The sequence below is a fragment of the Micromonospora sp. DT53 genome (assembly GCF_049841535.1).
GTDB lineage: Bacteria > Actinomycetota > Actinomycetes > Mycobacteriales > Micromonosporaceae > Micromonospora.
In genome coordinates, this window is sequence record NZ_JBNCKM010000001.1 from 431,795 (window position 1) to 449,931 (window position 18,137).

Annotated in this window: 18 protein-coding genes and 1 pseudogene; 10 read left to right on the forward strand and 9 right to left on the reverse strand. The window is 71.9% G+C overall.

Features of this window, described 5'->3' with window-relative positions; translation table 11 throughout:
- Nucleotides 1-102: 102 nt before the first annotated feature.
- On the reverse strand, nucleotides 103-954 hold the full coding sequence (locus tag ACLQ3B_RS02160; protein ID WP_425776847.1) for a DUF308 domain-containing protein: 852 nt from the start codon (nucleotides 952-954) through the stop codon (nucleotides 103-105).
- Between the two features lie 590 nt (nucleotides 955-1,544).
- Between ACLQ3B_RS02160 and ACLQ3B_RS02165 the strand changes: the two genes are divergently transcribed.
- On the forward strand, nucleotides 1,545-2,237 hold the full coding sequence (locus ACLQ3B_RS02165; RefSeq protein ID WP_425776849.1) for a lysophospholipid acyltransferase family protein: 693 nt from the start codon (nucleotides 1,545-1,547) through the stop codon (nucleotides 2,235-2,237).
- A gap of 27 nt (nucleotides 2,238-2,264) precedes the next feature.
- Here the strand turns inward: ACLQ3B_RS02165 and ACLQ3B_RS02170 are convergent, their stop codons facing one another.
- Entirely contained in the window at nucleotides 2,265-5,606 is a 3,342-nt protein-coding gene (locus ACLQ3B_RS02170; protein ID WP_425776851.1) for an ATP-binding protein, read from the reverse strand.
- Between the two features lie 84 nt (nucleotides 5,607-5,690).
- Nucleotides 5,691-5,780, reverse strand: a pseudogene (locus tag ACLQ3B_RS02175) (hypothetical protein); the annotation flags it as partial.
- A 131-nt stretch (nucleotides 5,781-5,911) separates the two neighbouring features.
- On the opposite strand from ACLQ3B_RS02175, the gene ACLQ3B_RS02180 reads away from it, so the two are divergent.
- On the forward strand, nucleotides 5,912-6,169 hold the full coding sequence (locus tag ACLQ3B_RS02180; protein ID WP_196925348.1) for a hypothetical protein: 258 nt from the start codon (nucleotides 5,912-5,914) through the stop codon (nucleotides 6,167-6,169).
- Between the two features lie 56 nt (nucleotides 6,170-6,225).
- Here the strand turns inward: ACLQ3B_RS02180 and ACLQ3B_RS02185 are convergent, their stop codons facing one another.
- A complete protein-coding gene (locus tag ACLQ3B_RS02185; RefSeq protein ID WP_425776853.1) occupies nucleotides 6,226-7,446 on the reverse strand; it encodes an MFS transporter in 1,221 nt (406 codons plus the stop codon).
- 204 nt (nucleotides 7,447-7,650) lie between these two features.
- On the opposite strand from ACLQ3B_RS02185, the gene ACLQ3B_RS02190 reads away from it, so the two are divergent.
- Nucleotides 7,651-7,797, forward strand: coding sequence for a hypothetical protein (locus ACLQ3B_RS02190; RefSeq protein ID WP_425776855.1), 147 nt, complete (start codon nucleotides 7,651-7,653; stop codon nucleotides 7,795-7,797).
- A gap of 148 nt (nucleotides 7,798-7,945) precedes the next feature.
- Here ACLQ3B_RS02190 and ACLQ3B_RS02195 read toward each other — a convergent pair whose 3' ends face one another.
- A complete protein-coding gene (locus ACLQ3B_RS02195; RefSeq protein ID WP_091407574.1) occupies nucleotides 7,946-8,638 on the reverse strand; it encodes a Crp/Fnr family transcriptional regulator in 693 nt (230 codons plus the stop codon).
- Between the two features lie 268 nt (nucleotides 8,639-8,906).
- Between ACLQ3B_RS02195 and ACLQ3B_RS02200 the strand changes: the two genes are divergently transcribed.
- From ACLQ3B_RS02200 to ACLQ3B_RS02220, 5 genes are all read left to right on the forward strand, one after another.
- On the forward strand, nucleotides 8,907-9,404 hold the full coding sequence (locus ACLQ3B_RS02200) for a polyadenylate-specific 3'-exoribonuclease AS (RefSeq protein ID WP_425778005.1): 498 nt from the start codon (nucleotides 8,907-8,909) through the stop codon (nucleotides 9,402-9,404).
- A gap of 78 nt (nucleotides 9,405-9,482) precedes the next feature.
- Nucleotides 9,483-9,986, forward strand: coding sequence for a pyridoxamine 5'-phosphate oxidase family protein (locus ACLQ3B_RS02205; protein WP_425776857.1), 504 nt, complete (start codon nucleotides 9,483-9,485; stop codon nucleotides 9,984-9,986).
- A gap of 159 nt (nucleotides 9,987-10,145) precedes the next feature.
- Entirely contained in the window at nucleotides 10,146-11,174 is a 1,029-nt protein-coding gene (locus ACLQ3B_RS02210) for a 6-phosphofructokinase (protein ID WP_110564192.1), read from the forward strand.
- Nucleotides 11,175-11,245: 71 nt separating this feature from the next.
- Complete coding sequence (proC, locus tag ACLQ3B_RS02215) at nucleotides 11,246-12,064, forward strand: pyrroline-5-carboxylate reductase (RefSeq protein WP_425776859.1); 819 nt, start codon at nucleotides 11,246-11,248, stop codon at nucleotides 12,062-12,064.
- Between the two features lie 46 nt (nucleotides 12,065-12,110).
- Complete coding sequence (locus ACLQ3B_RS02220; protein ID WP_091407586.1) at nucleotides 12,111-12,461, forward strand: DUF2203 domain-containing protein; 351 nt, start codon at nucleotides 12,111-12,113, stop codon at nucleotides 12,459-12,461.
- A 9-nt stretch (nucleotides 12,462-12,470) separates the two neighbouring features.
- Here the strand turns inward: ACLQ3B_RS02220 and ACLQ3B_RS02225 are convergent, their stop codons facing one another.
- From ACLQ3B_RS02225 to ACLQ3B_RS02235, 3 genes are all read right to left on the reverse strand, one after another.
- The gene (locus tag ACLQ3B_RS02225; protein ID WP_425776861.1) at nucleotides 12,471-13,148 is read right to left on the reverse strand and encodes a class F sortase; all 678 of its coding nucleotides are present in this window, start codon (nucleotides 13,146-13,148) and stop codon (nucleotides 12,471-12,473) included.
- Nucleotides 13,145-14,011 (reverse strand): DUF4397 domain-containing protein, encoded by an 867-nt coding sequence (locus tag ACLQ3B_RS02230; protein WP_425776862.1) that lies wholly within the window; start codon nucleotides 14,009-14,011, stop codon nucleotides 13,145-13,147. Before ACLQ3B_RS02230 ends, ACLQ3B_RS02225 begins: the two co-directional genes overlap by 4 nt.
- A 224-nt stretch (nucleotides 14,012-14,235) precedes the next feature.
- Complete coding sequence (locus ACLQ3B_RS02235; protein ID WP_425776864.1) at nucleotides 14,236-14,901, reverse strand: class I SAM-dependent methyltransferase; 666 nt, start codon at nucleotides 14,899-14,901, stop codon at nucleotides 14,236-14,238.
- Between the two features lie 102 nt (nucleotides 14,902-15,003).
- On the opposite strand from ACLQ3B_RS02235, the gene ACLQ3B_RS02240 reads away from it, so the two are divergent.
- Entirely contained in the window at nucleotides 15,004-15,549 is a 546-nt protein-coding gene (locus ACLQ3B_RS02240; RefSeq protein WP_425776866.1) for a hypothetical protein, read from the forward strand.
- A 69-nt stretch (nucleotides 15,550-15,618) separates the two neighbouring features.
- On the forward strand, nucleotides 15,619-17,220 hold the full coding sequence (locus ACLQ3B_RS02245; protein WP_425776868.1) for a glycosyltransferase 87 family protein: 1,602 nt from the start codon (nucleotides 15,619-15,621) through the stop codon (nucleotides 17,218-17,220).
- A gap of 32 nt (nucleotides 17,221-17,252) precedes the next feature.
- Here the strand turns inward: ACLQ3B_RS02245 and ACLQ3B_RS02250 are convergent, their stop codons facing one another.
- On the reverse strand, nucleotides 17,253-17,927 hold the full coding sequence (locus tag ACLQ3B_RS02250) for an NADPH-dependent F420 reductase (RefSeq protein ID WP_425776870.1): 675 nt from the start codon (nucleotides 17,925-17,927) through the stop codon (nucleotides 17,253-17,255).
- Nucleotides 17,928-18,137 lie beyond the last annotated feature (210 nt).

Below are 18,137 nucleotides of genomic sequence, written 5' to 3' on the forward strand. Positions count from 1 at the left end.
GTCAGCGGGGGAAGTGACGTACAGCGGTATTCCTACTGACAGTAAGTTACACCACTGTTACGCGCACGGCGGGTCGGTGACGTCCCGGGATGCGGGCCGGGCTCAGACGACGGCGCCGTTGTCCGGGTCGTCCTCGTCCTCGTCGCCGGGGCGCAGCCGCCAGATCAGCGTTACGAAACCGGCCAGGATGCCGGTGAACCCGAACAGGGTGACCGCCGAGCGGTCGATGGGGAGCAGCCACGGGAAGAGGAACAGCACGAACCCGACGACCACCCCGAGCACGCCGATCACCGCGTACTTGCTGACCCGCGGCAGCGGCGGCGGTGGCGGTGGGTGGTAACCCTCGTCGTCCTCGTCGTCGGGCAGGTCGGCGCCGAAGGTGTCCAACCCGTCCAGCAGCGAGGGCTCGTCCGGTCGGGTGCCGCGCCCCACCGAGATCCCGGAGATGTCAGTGGCGGACGGCAGTCGGCGAACGTCGGTGGCGGTCGGACCGGGCTCGTCGGTGCCCGAGCGGGTCAGCGACCCGGGGGTCGGGTCGTCCCGCGTGTCCTGGTCGTCCACGTCCTCCGAGGCCGGCCACGGGTGGTCACCGGGGGTGGAGGTGGTGTGGAAGCCCGCGACGATCCGTGCCCACTCGGCGTCGATGTCCGGTTCGTCGCGAGCCGGTGGCTGCTCCGGAGTGCTCTCGTCGGCGAGCTGGGTCAGGTAGTCCCGTGCGGTGGTCAGGTGCGAGCGGTCGACGTAGAGCCGGTCGACCGGCCGGGCCGGCACGGTGGTGGTGCGGGTGACCGGGTTGAGGTCGGCGGAGGGCTGGAGGTAGGCGGCGATCCCGCCGGCGGCCAGCACGTCCAGCAGGTGCTCGCCGACGCGCGGATCGACGTCGCCGACAACGGCGTACTCGTTCGCGTCGAGCCCGTTGTCCCGCCGTCCCCGGCGGGCCCCACCCGCTGACACCCGGACATCCCCCTTAACGCGCCTTCCGGCGCGGTCACCTCTGCCCTTCAGCGCCCATCCGCACGCCGTGCTCTGAATCGTGACACGTCAGGGCATGGTTCCGGGAGTGCGTTGTGTCGCGTCTTCCAAAGTCACGGCTGCTCCCGCAGGTCGCGGCGGGGGCCCTATGTCCGTTCTTGCTAATCACTTGCCAACAGGAGGCCCCGGCAGATGACGCTGCTCACCTCCCCGTCGACAACCCGCCCCGAGCCCCGCGATCTTGCACTTCCTGCGGCGACATATAAACCATCCACCCCATCCGGCAACCAAAACTGCAAGATCGCCAGGAGCGTCCGGCCTGGCCCGGGTCGATCATGGAGTTGTGGTGCCTCACAAAAGGGGCGCACGTGGAGCTGTCGCCCACCATAACTCCATGATCGGCGGGGCGGGGCGGGGGTGGGGCGGGGCGGGGGTGGGCGGGGTGGGGTGGGGCGGGGGGCGGGGGTGGGGGTGGGGGTGGGGGTGGTTCGTTGTGGGGGGAGCGCTTGCTTCGTAGGCTCTGCGGCGACGACGGCTGGCGCTGTCGCGGGCACACCACGGAAAGGACGCCGGTGCTCTACTGGCTGCTGAAGTACGTCATCCTCGGTCCGCTGCTCAAGCTGATCTTCCGGCCGCAGGTGGAGGGCCTGCGCAACGTGCCCGCGACCGGTCCGGTGATCCTGGCGAGCAACCACCTCTCCTTCTCCGACTCGATCTTCACGCCGTTGATCACCGCCCGGAAGGTCACCTTCGTCGCCAAGGCCGAGTACTTCACCGGCAAGGGAGTCAAGGGCTGGCTGACCAAGATGTTCTTCGTCGGCACCGGCACGATTCCGGTGGACCGCTCCGGTGGCCAGGCCGCGCGCGCCGCCCTGGACACCCAGTTGCAGGTGCTGCGCGCCGGGGGAGTGGCCGGCATCTATCCCGAGGGCACCCGCTCCCCGGACGGGCGGCTCTACCGGGGCAAGACCGGGGTGGCTCGGCTCGCCCTGGAGAGCGGCGCGGTGGTGGTGCCGGTGGCGATGCTCAACGCCGACGAGATCCAGCCGCCGGGCAAGCTCATCCCCAAGATCGACCGGGTGAAGATCCGGTTCGGGCCGCCGCTGGACTTCTCCCGCTACGCCGGTCTGGCCGGTGACCGGTTCGTCGAGCGCGCGGTCACCGACGAGATCATGTACGAGTTGATGGAGCTCTCCGGCCGGGAGTACGTCGACATCTACGCCCAGAAGCTCAAGCAGCCCGTCCCGGCGCCGCTGGCCGCCTGACCGCCGCTTTGCCGGCGCGCTCGGCGCTCAGGGCAGGTGGAGCAGGCTGGGGGCGTGGTGACGGGTGGCGAAGTCGTGCAGGCGGGCGCGGGTCGCCGCTGCGACCGGTGGGTTGGTCTCGGCCAGCGGGCCGATGGCCAGCGCCAGCGTGATGACCTCGTCGGTCACGTCGGTCATCCGGGCGTAGCTCGCCGCAGCCTCGCGCAGCAGGTTCGCCGCGGTCGAGGCGTCTCCGGCCTGCCGGGCCAGCGTGGCGTCGGCGACCTGAGCGGCGGCGTGCGCCCACGGGGTCATCCGGGGTGCCCGGTCGAGCATCTGCCGGACCAGCCGGGCGGCGTCCGCGCCGAGCACCCCGGCCACGTGCCCGACGGCCGGCACCCACTCCGCGAACGGAATCATCCGGGTCCGTCGCCAGTCCTCGTCCAGCTCGGTGAGCAGCGCCATCGCCTCGTCGCGGCGGCCCTGCACCGCCCGGCACAGCGCGGCGTGCGCCAGGGTGGAGCGCAGCACCCGGTGGAATCCGCTACGGCGCGCCGCGACCAGCGCCTGCTCGACCAGATTCCCACCCGCTCCGTCCGGCCCCGCGGTTCCGGCGGTCCCTGCCGGTCCGTCCGGCCCGACGGTTGCCACCAGCTCGGCTCCGGCCAGCCCGCGCATCCAACCCGAGACCGCCACGATGTGCAGATCCCACTCCGCGGTCGGCCGTCGGGTCGACTCCGCCGCCATCGCCAGCGCCGCCGTCCAATCACCCGCGTAGTACGACCGCGCCCACTGGTCGGCGAAGCTGGTGGCCAGGCTGTGCTCGCCGCCCAGGTCGAGGGTGAGCTGCTCGTCGACCAACCGGGCCGAGCCGGCCAGGTCGCCCTCCTCCTGCAACGCCCAGGCCAGGTTCTGCACCGCCCGGCGTCGACTGGTCAACCGTTCCACCCGGCAGTGCTCGGTCACCTCCGCCAGCTCCGGGAACGCCGAGGCGGAGCCGGCCAGGTAGCGCGCCACGGCCAGGGTGATCCGCGCGTTGGCCTGGACCTCGCGCAGCTGGAGCCGCTCGGCCAGGGACGCTGCCGCCCGCGCCGCGGTGCACGCGGGCTCGGTCTCCGCGTTCAGCATGTGCACCCGGGCCAGCTCCAACAGGGCGCCCGCCTTCTCCTGGCTGTCCGGTAGGTCGCCGTAGATGCCGATCGCCTGGTCCAGGTAGTGCAGCGTCGCCGAACGGTCGGCCCGACTCCAGGCGGCGGTGGCGAGCAGCGTCCAGGCGCGCGCAGCCCCCGTCCGGTCGCCGCTCGTGGTGAGCCGCTCGGCCAGCCGGGTGAGCGTGTCCGTGCCACCCGCCACGAGGAAGGCGTCGCCGTCCCGAAAGAGCGCCAGCTCGGCGTCGAACAGCTCCAACGCCGGGTCCGGCCCGACGTCCAGCGCCAGCGCCCGGCCGACCAGCGCGGCGGCGGTGTCCAGCGCGTGCAGCTCGTACGCCCGGCGGGCCGCCCGGTGCAGCGCGGCCCGCGCCGGCGGGGCGTAGGGGGCGGTGTCCAGCCCCACGGTCCGGGCGATCTCGTGCGCCGCCCAGCGATGGTGGGCCAGCACCTCGGCCAGGTCGTGCTGCCGGCCGTCGGTGAGCTGTGCCATCCAGTCGGCGGTACGTTGGTGGCGCAGCACCCGCTCGGCCCGGGGCAGCCGCTGGTAGCAGACGTCGCGCACCAGAATGTGCCGGAACCGGTACTCGGGCTGACCGGGCATCGTGGACGTGCTCTGCTCGTACACCAGGTCGCGACGTTGCAGGTGGTCCAGCGCGCGCTCCACCCACTCCACCGGCCGCCCCAGCGCCATCGCCACCGGCGCGGCCCAGAACACCACGCCGACCACGGCGGCGGCCTGGAGCACCGCCCGGTCGGCCGGGTCCAGCAGGTCGAGCCGGTTCGCGATGACCGCCTGCACCGTGCGGGGCATCTCCGCGCCACCGTCGAGGTCGGGGCGGGCGGCCGAATTGACCGCGTCGAGCAGGCCGCCGTCCAGCAGCATCCGGGCGTACTCCTGGGCGTAGAGCGGGTTGCCGTCGGCGAACTCGATCAGCGGGGTACGCGAGCCGGAGGGCAGCGTCGACTGCCCGAGGAGCAGCGAGTAGAGCGTGTCGATGTCGGTGTCGTGCATCGGTGGCACCGAGATGGACATCGCGCCACTGATCGTGCCGGTCCAGGACGGGTGCCGTTCCCGCAGCTCCGGCCGGGCGGTCGCGACGACCAGCAGCGGAACGCCGCGCGCAGTCGCGCCCAACTGCTCGACGAAGGCGAGCATCGCCTGGTCCGCCCAGTGCATGTCCTCGAAGGCCAACACGGTCGGGCCGGTGGCCGCCAGGGCGAGCAGGAACCGCCGCCAGGCGGCCTCGGTCTCGCCGGGGGTGAGCCGCTCGCCGGGTACGCCGATCAGCGGCCCGAGCGCCTCGGCCAGCCGGGTCGCATGCGGGTCGGCGAGTTGCCCCAGACGGGCACGCAGCCGATCGCGCAGCGCGGCCGGGTCATCGACCTCCGGCACGCCCACCCAGGTCTTCACGATGTCCGACAGCGCGGCCCAGGTGACGTTCTCGCCGAACGGTGGGCACTGCCCGACGAGCCAGGTGACCGGCGGGCCGGGCATGCTGCCGGCGTGCCGGGCCAGCTCGCGCAGCAGCCGGCTCTTGCCCACACCGGCCGGGCCGAACACCGTCACCAACTGCGAGGTTCGCTCGGTCACCATCCGGTGCAGCGCGTTGACCAGCAGGCCGCGTTCGTGCTCCCGGTCCACCATCGGGGTCAGCTCGGCGCCGCGCGGGTCCCGATGTGGTCGGACCTGGACGGCCAGCCAGATCCGGCTCACCGCCGACCGGCCGCGCAGGGTGACCGGTGGTTGGTCGGCGTACTCCATCTCGTGTCGGGTGGCCGACCAGGTGCTCTCGTCGACGACGACGCCGCCCGGTGGGGCGAACCCCTGCAGGCGGGAGGCCGTGTTGACCACGTCCCCGGTCACGAAGGCCTGCCCGCCGTCGCGGGTGGCGGAGAGGTCGACCAGGGCCTCGCCGGTCGCGATGCCGACCCGGAAGCCGAGCGGCGGCTGCGGACCGGCGGGCTGGCGGGCCAGGCTGCGCTGCAGTTCCAGGCCGGCGCGGACACACCGCAACGCGTCGTTGTCGGTGGCCACCGGCGCGCCGAACAGCGCCATCGCCGCGTCGCCGATGTACTTCTCGACCACCCCGCCGTACTGGTGCACGATCCGGCGGACCGTGGCGAAGTAGGTCTGCTGCAGGCCGCGGGCCTGTTCCGGGTCGGCCTGCTCCGCGTACCTGGTGAAGTCCACGATGTCGACGAAGAGCACGCTGACCTGACGTCGGTCCTCCTGCACCACGACGACGTGGTCCCGCAGCGGCTGGCCGCAGCTGGTGCAGAAGTTGACCTCGGTGCTGTTGGCGTGCCCGCAGTGCGCACAGTTGACCCCGAGCGGCTGGCCACACCCACCGCAGAAGCGGTCGTCCGGCCCGGCCGCGCGGGCGCAGTGTCCACACTTGAGGTCGATGTTCAGCTCCGTGGGCGAAAGAGGTCAGTATCGCGTCCAGCCTGCCCAGTCGGGTACCCGACGTGCGGACGGCCAACGTCATCGATCGGTCGGGGTTAGTGTTCCGTACCAGGAAGTTTCATGTCAGGGAGAGTGCCGTGCAAGTACGATTGTCCGCCTCGTGGACCGATCCGGGTGGCACGCTGTGGGCTCCGGGCGACACGATCGACGTCGATGCGGTCACTCTCGCCGAACTGGAGGAGCAGGGCATGGTGGAAGAGCCTGAGGGTCAGTCGGGCGGGTCGGGGGAGACCACGACCACCTCGTCGAGCACGTCCACGGCTGGTAAGCCGACCGACCCGAAGAAGATCGGTCCGGGGCCGGGTGCGCCGCCGGCCGACGGCAAAGAGAACTGATCGCCCGGGTGCGGTCGGCGGGCCAACGGTCCGCCGGCCGCATCTGTCGTACGGCCTCACCCGTTGGCCGCCGCGAACCGCCCCGGTGTCGGCAGCCGTAGCCCCAGGGCCCGGGTGAGTAGGGGAGCGATCAGCCCCAGGGTGGCAAGCACACCCAGCCCCGAGATGACCAGCACCCATCGTGGTCCGACCGCCGCCAACAGCGGTGCGCCGACGGCGTAGGCCAACGCCTCCGCCGCGTACGGGAACATGTAGACGGTGCCGAACACCACGCCGAGCCGTTCGGCCGGCACGTTCTGCTGGATGAGGGTGTCGGCGGCGACGTTGTGCCAGCCCGCCCCGACACCGGCAACCGCCTGACCGGCGATGGCGAGCGCGATCACCGGGCTGAGGCCGGTGACCATCGTTCCGGCCCCGAGCGCGAGCAGGGCGCCGTAGAGGACCAGGTCCATCCGGATGCGTACGCCGGTTCTCGCCAGACACATGGGGCCGAGCACCATGCCGACGCCGTAGGCGGTGCCCAGTAGACCGATGGTGACCTCGGTGGCGCCCAGTTCGGCGCGTCCGAGGGGGACGATGGCGAGGTTGTCGAGCGCGGCGAACATCACCATCACCAGGAAACCTACCGAGACCGCGCGGACGACGCGGTGCCCCCGGACCACTCGCAGCCCCTCGCGCAGCACCGTGTGCAGTGGCTCGGACCGGCGGGTGGTCCCGGTCGCCGAGAGCGTCCGGACTCCGCCGATCAGCAGCGCGGAGAGCACGAAGGTCGCCGCGTCCACGAGCAGCGTGGCGGTCAGCCCGAGGGTTGCCAGCAGGAGACCGCCGACGGCTGGCCCGGCAGCGATCCCGATGTTGACGCCCGTGGCGAGTTGCGCGTTCGCCGCCGGCAGTTGTTCGCGTTCGACCAGGCGGGGTAGCAGGCTGCGCCCGGCGGGAGTGAACGCGGTGGCGGCCGTGGTAGCCGCGGTGATCAGCGCCAACAGGACGGGCAGGGGCGGTGCGAGCAGCGCGACGGCGAGGTAGGTCAACGCCTGGGCGGTGTCGCAACCGATCATCAGTCGGCGCTGGTCGAAGCGGTCGGCCAGGGCGCCGAGCAACGGTCCGAGCAGCCGGGGCACCGTGGAGGCCAGTAGTAGCAGGGCGACCGCGCCGCCGCCGTGTCGGTCGTAGACGGCGATCAGCAGCGCCGTCCGGGCCAGCTGGTCGCCGGTGTACGACACCAGGCGCGCTGACCAGTACCGACGAAATGCGACATTGCCGCGGAGTAATGACATGACCGGTGGCTCCTCACTGCTGCGGGTATGTCGGCGCGGGGCCCTGGAACAGGGGTGGGCGCGGCAACCTTGTCAGCGCGGCGTGGAGGCCAACAACCGCTCTTCAGCCAGTGATTCATATCGATTTGTCCTATTTTGCCCCAACGTTCCACGCCGTAGCGTCCTTGGCACAACAGGCACCACACCATCGACCAGGGAGACGACATGGCGACGACGACGACCACCACGACCGCGAGCGGCTGGGCCGGACCGGGCATCTGGGCCGGACCGGGCTTCTGGGCCGGACCGGGCTTCTGGGCGGGCCCCGGTTACCAGTCGACTGCGGCCCGTTGGCCGGGCGCGACCCGCTGAACCCGACGCGCTGAACCGCGAGAACGGTGACGCCGGCTGCCAGTGGCAGCCGGCGCAGCCGTGTGTACGGGTGGGGGAGCGGGCGGCGACGGGTGGCGCGTGTCCAGATCGGATGCCCGACCGGCGACGAACCGGGCGGGCCTGTCGGTCAGCGGTCGGCCATGCCGGCGCGGCGGCGCAGCGCGGCCACGTCGGTCACCACGATCCGGCGGCCCTCGGTACGTAACCACCCACGGCTCGCGAACGAGCCGATCGCCTGGTTGACGCTCTGCCGGGACCCACCGGCCATCTCGGCCAGCTGGCTCTGATTGAGCTCGATCGTGATCATGGGTGCCTGGCTCTCGCCGGCCAACCGGACCAGCGTCTTCGCCACCCGACCGGGCAGGTCGAGGAAGACGTGGTCGGCGTTCTGCTCGGTGAGCCGGCGGATCAGCCCGCCCAGTGAGCGCATCACCGCGTCCAGGATGCGTGGGTTGGAGTGCACCAACTCCATGAACGCGCCCCGCGAGAGCGCGAGCGCCGCGCAGTCCTCAATGGCCTCCGCCGAGGCGGACCGGGTGGACGCGTCGAGCAGGGAGACCTCACCGAGCACGTCCGGTGGACGGATAACCGACAACACGGCCCGCTCGCCGGTGGGCGCGGTGCGAAACACGGCCACCGCGCCACGGCGCAGCACGATCAGCGACTCGCCGGGGTCGTTCTCCACGAAGAGCAGTTGGCCCTTGCGGTAGGTGCGCGGAACTGCGGCCGCGATGACGCGCTGTCGTACCTCGGGCTCCAGCCCGGCGAACATCTCAACACCCGTGAGCGCGTCACCCGGCTCTGGCAGGCGAACCTCCACGGCCCAACCCCTCCCCCGGTCATGGACCACAACTCGCTCACCGGGCGAACCTGATGGGCCCCGACAAGGTGAACTGACACCGATTCGGCGTCCGGTAGCGGTACACATCAGATCATGACGGTCCGGTCGCTTGCTGTACACCCCTCGAAGCACTTCCGTGACCGTCACGAGGTGCGACGTACCGTTCACCAGGTGTCGCCACGGCTCGGCCGCCTTCGGGTGGGCCCCGCCGGGCGCGGCCGTGCGGCGGTGAGCGAAGATGCCCGGAATGGTCTACCGCTACTTCTACGACTGCGAGTTCATCGAGGACGGCACGACCGTCGACCTCGTCTCGATAGGTGTCGTCGACGAGAACGGCCGCGAGTTCTACGCGGTCTCCACCGAGTTCGACGACTCCCGCGCCGTACCGTGGGTTCGACGCAACGTGCTGGACAAGCTGCCCTCCCCGGCGGACCGGGCCTGGCGCTCGCGTGAGCGCATCCGCGACGACCTGTACGACTTCCTGGTCGAGCCGATCCGGGACCGGCCGGGGGAGCAGTTGGAGCTGTGGGCCTGGTTCGCCGCGTACGACCACGTGGTGCTCGCCCAGCTCTGGGGTGCGATGCCGGCGCTGCCCCGGGAGATTCCCCGCTATACCAAGGAGCTGCGGCAGCTCTGGGACGACCGTGGTCGGCCGCCCCTGCCGGACGCGGACGCGGCCCGGCACGACGCTCTTGTCGACGCCCGGCACAATCTGGCCCGCTGGCGGGCGATGACCGCCCGTTGAGTGGTGGCCAGGCCGCCGTAGGTTTGACCGGTTCTGTCCCGGGCAACGGTTCGACCAGCCGAGCCGAGGGAGATTGCCATGAGCGACCAGCCGACCAGCGCCGCGGAGGCACGCGCCCGGGTCACCGGCCTGGCCCGGGCCGCGCGGATCTGCATGCTCACCACTACTGCTCTGGACGGGCGGCAGGTGAGTCGACCGATGGGGCTGCAGGAGGCGGAGTTCGACGGCGAGTTGTGGTTCTTCGCCTACGCCGACTCGGCAAAGGTCCGCCAGATCCGGGTGAACCCGGAGGTCAACGTCGCCTTCTCCGACCAGAGGCACAACGCGTGGGTGTCGATCTCCGGCACCGCCACCGAGGGGTTCGACCGGGCCCGCGCCGAGCAGCTGTGGAACCCGCTGCTCAAGGCGTGGTTCCCGGACGGGCTGGACACCCCCGGTCTCACGTTGATCAAGGTGCACACCAGCTCCGCCGAGTACTGGGACTCGCCGAGCAGCACGGTGGTGAACCTGTTCGGCTACGCGAAGGCGGCGGTCACCGGCCGGCCTCCGAAGGCCGGCGAGAACCACGAGGTGACCTACTGAGCGGGGACCGGCCGGGGCGCGCTGTCGCCGTAGCGGGGGGCCGACTACAGTGCGCAGTGACGGCCCGCCCCGGGCCGGCAACGGCGCCGATGGTCTGACCTGACACATATCCTGGGGCATATCGGGCTTTACCTGATGCTCCAGGAGGATGAGCGGATCATGCGTATCGGCGTGCTCACCGGCGGCGGCGACTGCCCCGGTCTCAACGCGGTCATCCGGGCGGTGGTCCGCAAGGGCGTCGCCACTTACGGTCACGAGTTCGTGGGCTTCCGGGATGGCTGGAAGGGCCCGCTCGAGGGTCTGTCCCGGCCCCTGGGTATCGCCGACGTCCGCGGCATCCTGCCCCGCGGCGGCACCATCCTCGGCTCGTCCCGGACCAACCCCTTCAAGATCGAGAACGGCGTCGAGCGGATCAAGGACAACCTCGCCGCCCAGGGCGTGGACGCGCTGATCGCGATCGGCGGCGAGGACACCCTCGGCGTGGCCACCAAGCTCTACGAGCTGGGCGTGCACGTCGTCGGCGTGCCGAAGACGATCGACAACGACCTCGGCGCCACCGACTACACCTTCGGCTTCGACACCGCGGTCAACATCGCGATGGAGGCCATCGACCGCCTGCACACCACCGCGGAGAGCCACCACCGCACGCTTGTCGTCGAGGTGATGGGCCGGCACGCCGGCTGGATCGCCCTGCACGCCGGCCTGGCCGGCGGCGCCAACGTGATCCTGCTGCCCGAGCGTCAGTTCGACGTCGACCAGGTGGCCGGCTACGTCGAGAAGCGCTTCCAGCACCAGTACGCCCCGATCGTCGTGGTCGCCGAGGGCGCCCAGCCGCTCGACGGCCAGATGGTCCTCGCCAACCAGGAGCTCGACTCGTTCGGCCACGTCCGCCTCGGCGGTATCGGCCAGTGGCTCGCCGAGCAGCTGGAGGCCAAGACCGGCAAGGAGGCCCGCACCGTGGTGCTGGGTCACATCCAGCGCGGTGGCACCCCGACCGCCTTCGACCGGGTGCTCGCCACCCGCCTGGGCCTGCAGGCCATCGACGCCGTCAACGACGGCGACTGGGGCAAGATGGTCGCGATGCAGAGCACCGACATCGTCCGGGTGCCCCTCGCCGAGGCCACCCGCGAGCTGAAGACCGTGCCGCTGGAGCGGTACGCCGAGGCCGAGGTCTTCTTCGGCAGCTGATCGATCGTCGGCGGCGCGGCGGGCCTGCGGGTCCGCCGCGCCGCGACCCGATGCGAGGGGGTACGGGCCGCATGTCAGCCGGGGTGCACACGGTCGCGGTGATCGGCGCGGGCAAGATCGGTGAGCTGATGCTCTCCGGGCTGCTGCGCTCGGGATGGCCGGTGGACCGGCTGCTGGCCACCGCCCGCCGGCCCGCTCGCGCCGAGGAGTTGTCCGCCCGTTACGGCGTACGGGTGGTCGACAACCTGACCGCGGTGGACGAGGCCGCGGTGCTCGCCGTCTCGGTGAAGCCGCAGGACGCCGCCGCGCTACTCGACGAGATCGGCCCCAAGGTGCCGGCCGACAAGCTCGTCATCTCGCTCTGCGCCGGCCTGCCCACCAGCTTCTTCAGCCGCCGGTTGCCCGACGGGACCCCGGTGGTGCGGGTGATGACCAACACCCCGGCGCTTGTCGACGAGGCGATGACCGCGATCTCCGCCGGCGCGTACGCCACCGGGGAGCACCTGACGCTGGCCGAGGAGATGTTCAAGCCGCTCGGCCAGACGATCCGGGTGCCCGAGTCGCAGCAGGACGCGGTCACCGCGCTCTCCGGCTCCGGCCCGGCCTACTTCTATCTGCTGGTCGAAGCCATGATCGACGCGGGGATCCTGCTCGGGCTGCCCCGCCAGGTAGCGCACGAGTTGATCGTGCAGACCGCGATCGGGTCGGCGGTGATGCTGCGCGACTCCGGCGAGCACCCGGTCAAGCTGCGCGAGGCGGTCACCTCGCCGGCCGGCACCACCATCTCCGCTATCCGTGAGCTGGAGAAGCACGGCGTACGCGCGGCGCTGCTCGCCGCGCTGGAGGCCGCCCGGGATCGCGCCCGTGAGCTGGCGGCACAGGCCGACTGAACGATCGGGGCGCGTTGCGGGGCCGTACGTGCCGCATACTGGCCGGGTGTTCACACTTGCCCAGGCCCGGCACCTGGTGGCCACTCTGCAGCCGCGCGTCGACGAGTTGATCCGGGTCCGGGCCGACCTGGCCGAGTTGCGCGTCGACCTGGCCGACCACGGCGTGAGCGCGCTCGGCGGGCTGGCCGAGGTGAAGGCGCTGGAGGCTCGGCTGCACGCCGTCGTCGACGAGCTGCACCAGCACGACATCCAGGTCAAGGGCATCGCTCCGGTGCTGCTCGACTTCCCCGGTGAGCGGGCCGGCCGCGCCGTGCTCTGGTGCTGGCTGGAAGGTGACTCCGACGTGCGCTGGTACCACCGGGCCGAGTGCGGCTTCGCCGGCCGCCGCCCCCTCTGACACCCCGGCTCAGCCTGCCGCGGACGTCGGCAGAATCGGGTCGGGGGCCTCGGTCACCGCGAACACCACCACGTTGTCGACGTAGTGGCCCCGCCGCCTGTCGAAGTCGCCCCCGCAGGTGACCAGGCGCAATTCCGCGCGGGGCGTCGGCCCGTAGACCACGTCCGTCGGAAACCGGTCCTTTCGGGTACGCAGCGACCCGGTCACCCGGAACGACAACGGCTGCCCGCCGCGCCACACCTCCACCAGGTCGCCGGGCCGTAGCTCGCCGAGCCGGGCGAAGACCGCCGGGCCGCGTCGTGAGTCCAGGTGCCCGGCGAGTACGGCCGGGCCGGTGTCGCCCGGGGCCGGGCCACCGCCGTACCAGCCGGCGGTGTGGAAGTCGGTCGGCGGAATCAGCGCGCCGGCGCGGTCCAGGCCCAGCACGGTGAGCGGTGAGTCGACGTCGATGCGCGGTACGCGTACCCGCGTGGGTGGACCCTGTGGCGTGGGCGCGGCGGCCACCGACGGGCAGTCGTCGCCGCAGCCGGGGTGCCAGCTCGCCACCGGCGGTGGCGAGCCGGTGTTGGCCAGCCCGACCCCGGTGCCGGCGGCCAGGCAGACCGCCGCGCCGGCCGCTACCAGCGCGGCCAGCGGTATCCGGCGGTCACGGTGCCGCCGGATCGACGGGTCAGGCCCGGCGCTCACCAGGTGGTGCGCCGCCGACGCCAGAGCAGCAGGGCCACCGCGCCGGCCGCCGCGGCCAGACCTGCGGCCACCAGGGGGTACGCGTCGAGCCCGGCCCCGGCGATGCCACCGGCGCCGGTGTCCACCCCACCGGCGGGAACGACGGTGCCGCCCTCGGCGTCGCGGCGCAGCTCGGCGGTGAGCCCGCCCTTCTTCGCGTCGAGCACCAGCAGCGAGTAGACCGCGCCACCAGTGAGCCGCACCTCGGCGTCGGTGCTCGGCCCGCCGGCACCCGTCAGCTTCAGCCGCCAACTGCCCGGCTCGACCTGCTGGTAGTCGGTCGTGGTGGCGAACTGCACCCCGTCGGCGATCGTCGGACCGTCGGCGGCGGCCACGTCGAGCACCGGGGTGCGCACCGACGCCTGCACGACCCGCACCTTGGCGCGACCGTCCGTGGGGGCGCTGAGGTCGTCGTTGAGCACTCGCAGGCCGAGGTCGGCGTGCCGGCCGACACCGGCCACCGTGAAGGCGTCACCGCTGGTCACCGCTACCTCGGTGGTGAGCACCGGAGGGTCGGTGGCGGGGGCGCCGGCCTCGCGCATGGCCACCGCGTACCGGCCTGGCGCGAGTTCGAGGTAGTCGGAGACCACGCCGTAGCCGACCCCGGGAAAGACCCGTGGCTTCGCCGCGCCGGGCGCGGCCAGATAGACGTCCACCGCCGGGGTGTCCGGGGAGAGGTGCGCGAGCCGGACGTATCCGACGGTGTCCGCGCCGGTCGCGGCGTTGGCCGGGATCGGAATGGCTGCGGTGGCGAGGGCGGTGCCGAGCAGGAGCGCGCCGGAGCCGGCCAGCAGCCGGCGGGGCACGGTACGGAGCGTGTGCATGTCGCCTCCGGGGGCACGTTCGGTGAGCGGGCGGCAACCCAGAGAACAGGGTCCCGTGAACAGGACTACGGCGCAAGTTGCCACAGCGATGTTTTTGTCGGCTGTCGCTCCGTGCTCGCCCCGCGCGGTCCAAGATCCGCGCTATTTCGGTGAAACTGCTGCCTCAACCCGTCCTGAGACAGCAACTTCCCCGGAGTTGCGCAGATCTTGACTCTGGTGGTGAGCTAGCGGATGGCGAGGAAGCCGAACAGGTCTGGAACTCCGCCCGGCCCTGCTTCGACGACGCGGACCAGTCGGAGATCGGCGGTCACGGTCGTGGTGAGCAGGTCGGCGAGCGGCACGTGCCAGGCACCTACCCGCACCCGTACGCCGCTCGTGTTCCAGCTGTCGAAACTGTGCGCCCGGTCGGCGTAGCGCTCGTCGACGATCACGCGCGGATGTTGACTCCAGTCGGCGAACGCGCCCACGAAGCAGGGGTGCACGCCGACGTGCACGAATCGCCCGCCGGGGCGCAGCACCCGGGCGACCTCGCGCAGCACGGCCGGGTAGTCGGGCAGGTCGGTGCTGGCCAGCACGCACATCGCGGCCGGCAGCGACGCGTCGGCCACTGGCAGGGCGACCGCGTCGCCCCTGGCCACCGGCAACCGCCCCCGTGCGTGCCGCAACTGCCCGCCGGACAGGTCCACGCCCACCGGCGTCCAGCCCAGACCCGCCGGCACCGAGGCGTGCGCGCCGGTACCGCAGCAGATGTCGAGGCAGGGCCCCTCTCCCACGCCGAGCAGGTCCGCCACCGTCGCGTGCACCCGCCGCACATAGTCGCCGCCGCCGGAGATGAAACCCTCGTACCAGTCCGCGTGGGCGTCGTACGCCGGGCTGCTCGTCGTCCCCATTGGCCGAGGCTACGAATCGACACCCAACCCGCGACACCCGTTCTTCCGAGGGCAGAAGTGGGGCGTTTGCGTCAGCTCACGGGTGGCTACTGAGCAGGAGTGGTGACGGAGGTCGATGCAGGGGGGATCCGGTTCCGGCGGTCCCGCAGGCGGGTGCTGGCCCGGGTGGCCTGCGCGGGGCTGGTGGTCCTGCCGGCCTTCGCGTTGCTCAGCGTCGCGTTCGGTAACCCCTGGTACTCCCCGCTTCCGCACGGGCCGGTACTTCTGCTGGCGGCGGTCCGTTTCCCCGTGCAACTAGGGCGTCAGGGTGGGCTGCCGCTCCGGTTGACCCGTGACTTCCTCGAACTGACAGTGCCTGGCGGCGGGACGGTCCAGGTCGACTGGTCCGACCTCACCCGAGCCGAGGTGCGGGGCCGGATCAGTCCGACCCTGGTCGTGGACATCGCCGATCGGGATCGGACCCGGCCGGTGTTGAACCGTTGGGACTGGGGCCGCGTGGGCCTGTGGACCAGGGCCCGCAGGCGGAGCCCGCAAGAGATCCACGTGTCGCTGGTCGCCACCACGCCGAACGTCCACCGGCTGCGCACCGAACTGGCGCACCGGGTGGTCCGGGTCGCCGAAGGGCCGTCGCCCGACTCCACGACCTGACCCGGCCGAAGCCCTGCGTCTGCCGTTACGGGGCCCACGCGGACCAAGGCGGTCGCCTATTCTCGGGCGATGCGGGATCGCCGGGTGGCGCTGGCGTGGGCGGCCTTCGTCGTCGTCGCGCTGGTGTCCTGTGTGCTCGTTCTGCGCCGTCCGGATCGCCTCTCCGACCTGCACATCTACTACGGTGCGCTGTCCGACCTGCACGCCGGCAAGCCGCTGTACGAATTCGTCGCGGAGAACGGCGGTCCGTTCACCTATCCGCCGTTCGCCGCTCTCGTGCTGTGGCCGATCACCTTCGTCAGCGAGGGCGTACTCCAGGGGATCTGGCTGGTGGCGACGTGCGCGGCGGTCGTCGCCATCGCTGGGTCGGTCGGCGTCGCGCTGACCACGCGACGTGCGCGGCGCCCGCTCGTCGTGGCGCTGGCGGCCACCGTGCTGATGCTCTCCGCGCCGGTGCAGAGCAACCTCCGCTTCGGGCAGGTCAGCATCTTCATCGTGCTGATGGCCCTGCTCGACGGGCTGGGCGTCGTTCCACAGCGACTGCGCGGGACGTTGGTCGGGGTGGCAGCGGCGATCAAGCTCACCCCGCTGCTGTTCGTGGTCTACTTCCTCGCCGTCGGGCGCTACCGCGACGCCGGCCGGTCGGCGGCCACGTTCGTGGCCTGCGCGGGGCTCGCCGCGATCGTGCTGCCCCGGGAGAGCTGGTCCTACTGGACCGAGACCGTGCGACAGACCTCGCGCATCGGCAATCTGGCCTCGTTGGGCAACCAGTCCCTGCACGGAATGTTGCTGCGCGTCGGCGTCGACGAGACGGCGCTGCCAGTGCTCTGGGCCGGCATGGTGGCACTGGTCTGCGCGGCGGCGCTGCTCCGGGCCCGACAGTTGACGCGGCAGGGCTGCCCCGGGCACGCCGCCGTGCTCGTCGGCTGCGCCACAGTGGCCGCGTCCCCGGTGTCCTGGACCCACCACCAGGTGTGGCCGGTGCTCGCCGCGATGCTCCTGATCGGCACCTCCGGCGTCACCCAGCGGGCCGCCGGCGCGGCGCTGCTCGCCGCCATGGTCGTCTCGTTGGGCGCGGTGCTCAGCCCGATCTCGACGCGGCCCGGGGTGCAGTTCCTCTTCGAGAACGCCCGCGCCGTCGGGGTGTGCCTCCTGTGCCTCGTCGGCTTCGGCGGTGTCGCCGTTGCCGCCCAGCGCACGAGCAGACGACCGGCCGCCGGCCGTGCCTGGCTGCGGGTGGGCGTCACGGCCACGGTGGCGGTCGCGTTCTTCGCCGTGCAGCCGCTGCCGGCCGGGGCCGACCCCACCTTCAAGGCGTACAGCCTCGACGACGTCGTCAACCCGCGATACTTCTTCGTCTGCCGTGGTCCGGCCGAATGCGCCGCCTACGCCACCGACGTGCCGGTCACCTTCGGCACCCGCGCCGAGAAGACCAAGGTCCGGGTCAACGGCGTGGTCTCCCCGCAGGTGACCCGCCTGGAGTACTACTCCGCTCCGGGTGGCGCACCCAGGGCCATTCCGCTGCTCGCCGCTTACCCGGGCACGCGTACCTTCTCGTTCCGGTCCGCGACGATGGCGCACGGTCGGCTCGTCGCGTACGCCTCGGACGGGCAGCGGATCGCCAGCTACGACGACGAGCTCGCCGCCGCCCTCCGCACGACCACCCGGTAGGCGATCGCGGGCAGGGCGGCGGCTGGCCTTGCTCAGCGGGTGGCGGCGGCCAGGGCGGCGCGCAGCTTCTCGGCGTCGCCCGGGGCCGGGTGCTCCCAGTCGGTCGGGCTGGCGGAGTAGAGCGTGCCGTACGCCGGGGTGTCCGGCTGGTAGCGCCACCCCTCGGCCAGCGGGCCGACGTCCACCGCGTCGTAGCCGATCTGGTCGAGGAAGGCGGTCACCTCGGTCTTCGCGGCGGCGTCGTCGCCGGCGATCGCGAGGGCGCTGCGGTCGGCCGCGCCGGACGGCCGGGGGAGCGCGGCGAGGCCCTTGAAGTAGATGTTGTTGAAGACCTTGACCACCCGCGAGTCCGGCAGGTGCCGCTGGAGCAGCTCACTGCTGGTGGTCTCGCCGGAGTCCAGCTCCGGGAAGGTGCCGTCGCGCTGCGGGTAGTAGTTGTTGGTGTCGATGACGACCTTGCCGGCCAGCGGTTCGACGGGCACCGCGCGGTACGCCTTCAGCGGCACAGTGACCACCACCAGGTCGCCGACCTGCGCCGCGTCCTGGGTGGTGCCGGCGCTGGCGCGCGCGCCCAGGGTCCCGACCAGGTCGGTGAGGGTCTCCGGGCCCCGCGAGTTGCTCAGCACCACGTCGTAGCCGGCGTCGACCGCCAGTCGGGCCAGGGTGCCGCCGATGTTGCCACTGCCGATCAGTCCCACAGTTGTCATGCTCGTTCCCAACTCCGTCCACCCACGACGCATTCCCGACCAGACTGATGGGTTATTCCGATTGCCGCTGCCGGGTAGCTGCGCAGGCTGCTCGCGGCGGGTGCCTGGTCGCGCCGCGAGCCCGCCCTGCACAACGTACTGCTCACGCTGGTCGCCGACCGGCTCTCCGGGGACGTGCCACTCTCCGGTGACGAGCGGTTCGGGCGGGCG

Excerpts from the sequence above, each read along its gene's own strand:
- ACLQ3B_RS02185 (WP_425776853.1), bottom strand. The coding sequence starts at position 7,446 with ATGTCATTACTCCGCGGCAATGTCGCATTTCGTCGGTACTGGTCAGCG.
- ACLQ3B_RS02190 (WP_425776855.1), top strand. The coding sequence starts at position 7,651 with ATGGCGACGACGACGACCACCACGACCGCGAGCGGCTGGGCCGGACCG.
- ACLQ3B_RS02200 (WP_425778005.1), top strand. The coding sequence starts at position 8,907 with ATGGTCTACCGCTACTTCTACGACTGCGAGTTCATCGAGGACGGCACG.
- ACLQ3B_RS02205 (WP_425776857.1), top strand. The coding sequence starts at position 9,483 with ATGAGCGACCAGCCGACCAGCGCCGCGGAGGCACGCGCCCGGGTCACC.
- ACLQ3B_RS02210 (WP_110564192.1), top strand. The coding sequence starts at position 10,146 with ATGCGTATCGGCGTGCTCACCGGCGGCGGCGACTGCCCCGGTCTCAAC.
- proC (WP_425776859.1), top strand. The coding sequence starts at position 11,246 with ATGTCAGCCGGGGTGCACACGGTCGCGGTGATCGGCGCGGGCAAGATC.
- ACLQ3B_RS02230 (WP_425776862.1), bottom strand. The coding sequence starts at position 14,011 with ATGCACACGCTCCGTACCGTGCCCCGCCGGCTGCTGGCCGGCTCCGGC.
- ACLQ3B_RS02235 (WP_425776864.1), bottom strand. The coding sequence starts at position 14,901 with ATGGGGACGACGAGCAGCCCGGCGTACGACGCCCACGCGGACTGGTAC.
- ACLQ3B_RS02245 (WP_425776868.1), top strand. The coding sequence starts at position 15,619 with ATGCGGGATCGCCGGGTGGCGCTGGCGTGGGCGGCCTTCGTCGTCGTC.
- ACLQ3B_RS02250 (WP_425776870.1), bottom strand. The coding sequence starts at position 17,927 with ATGACAACTGTGGGACTGATCGGCAGTGGCAACATCGGCGGCACCCTG.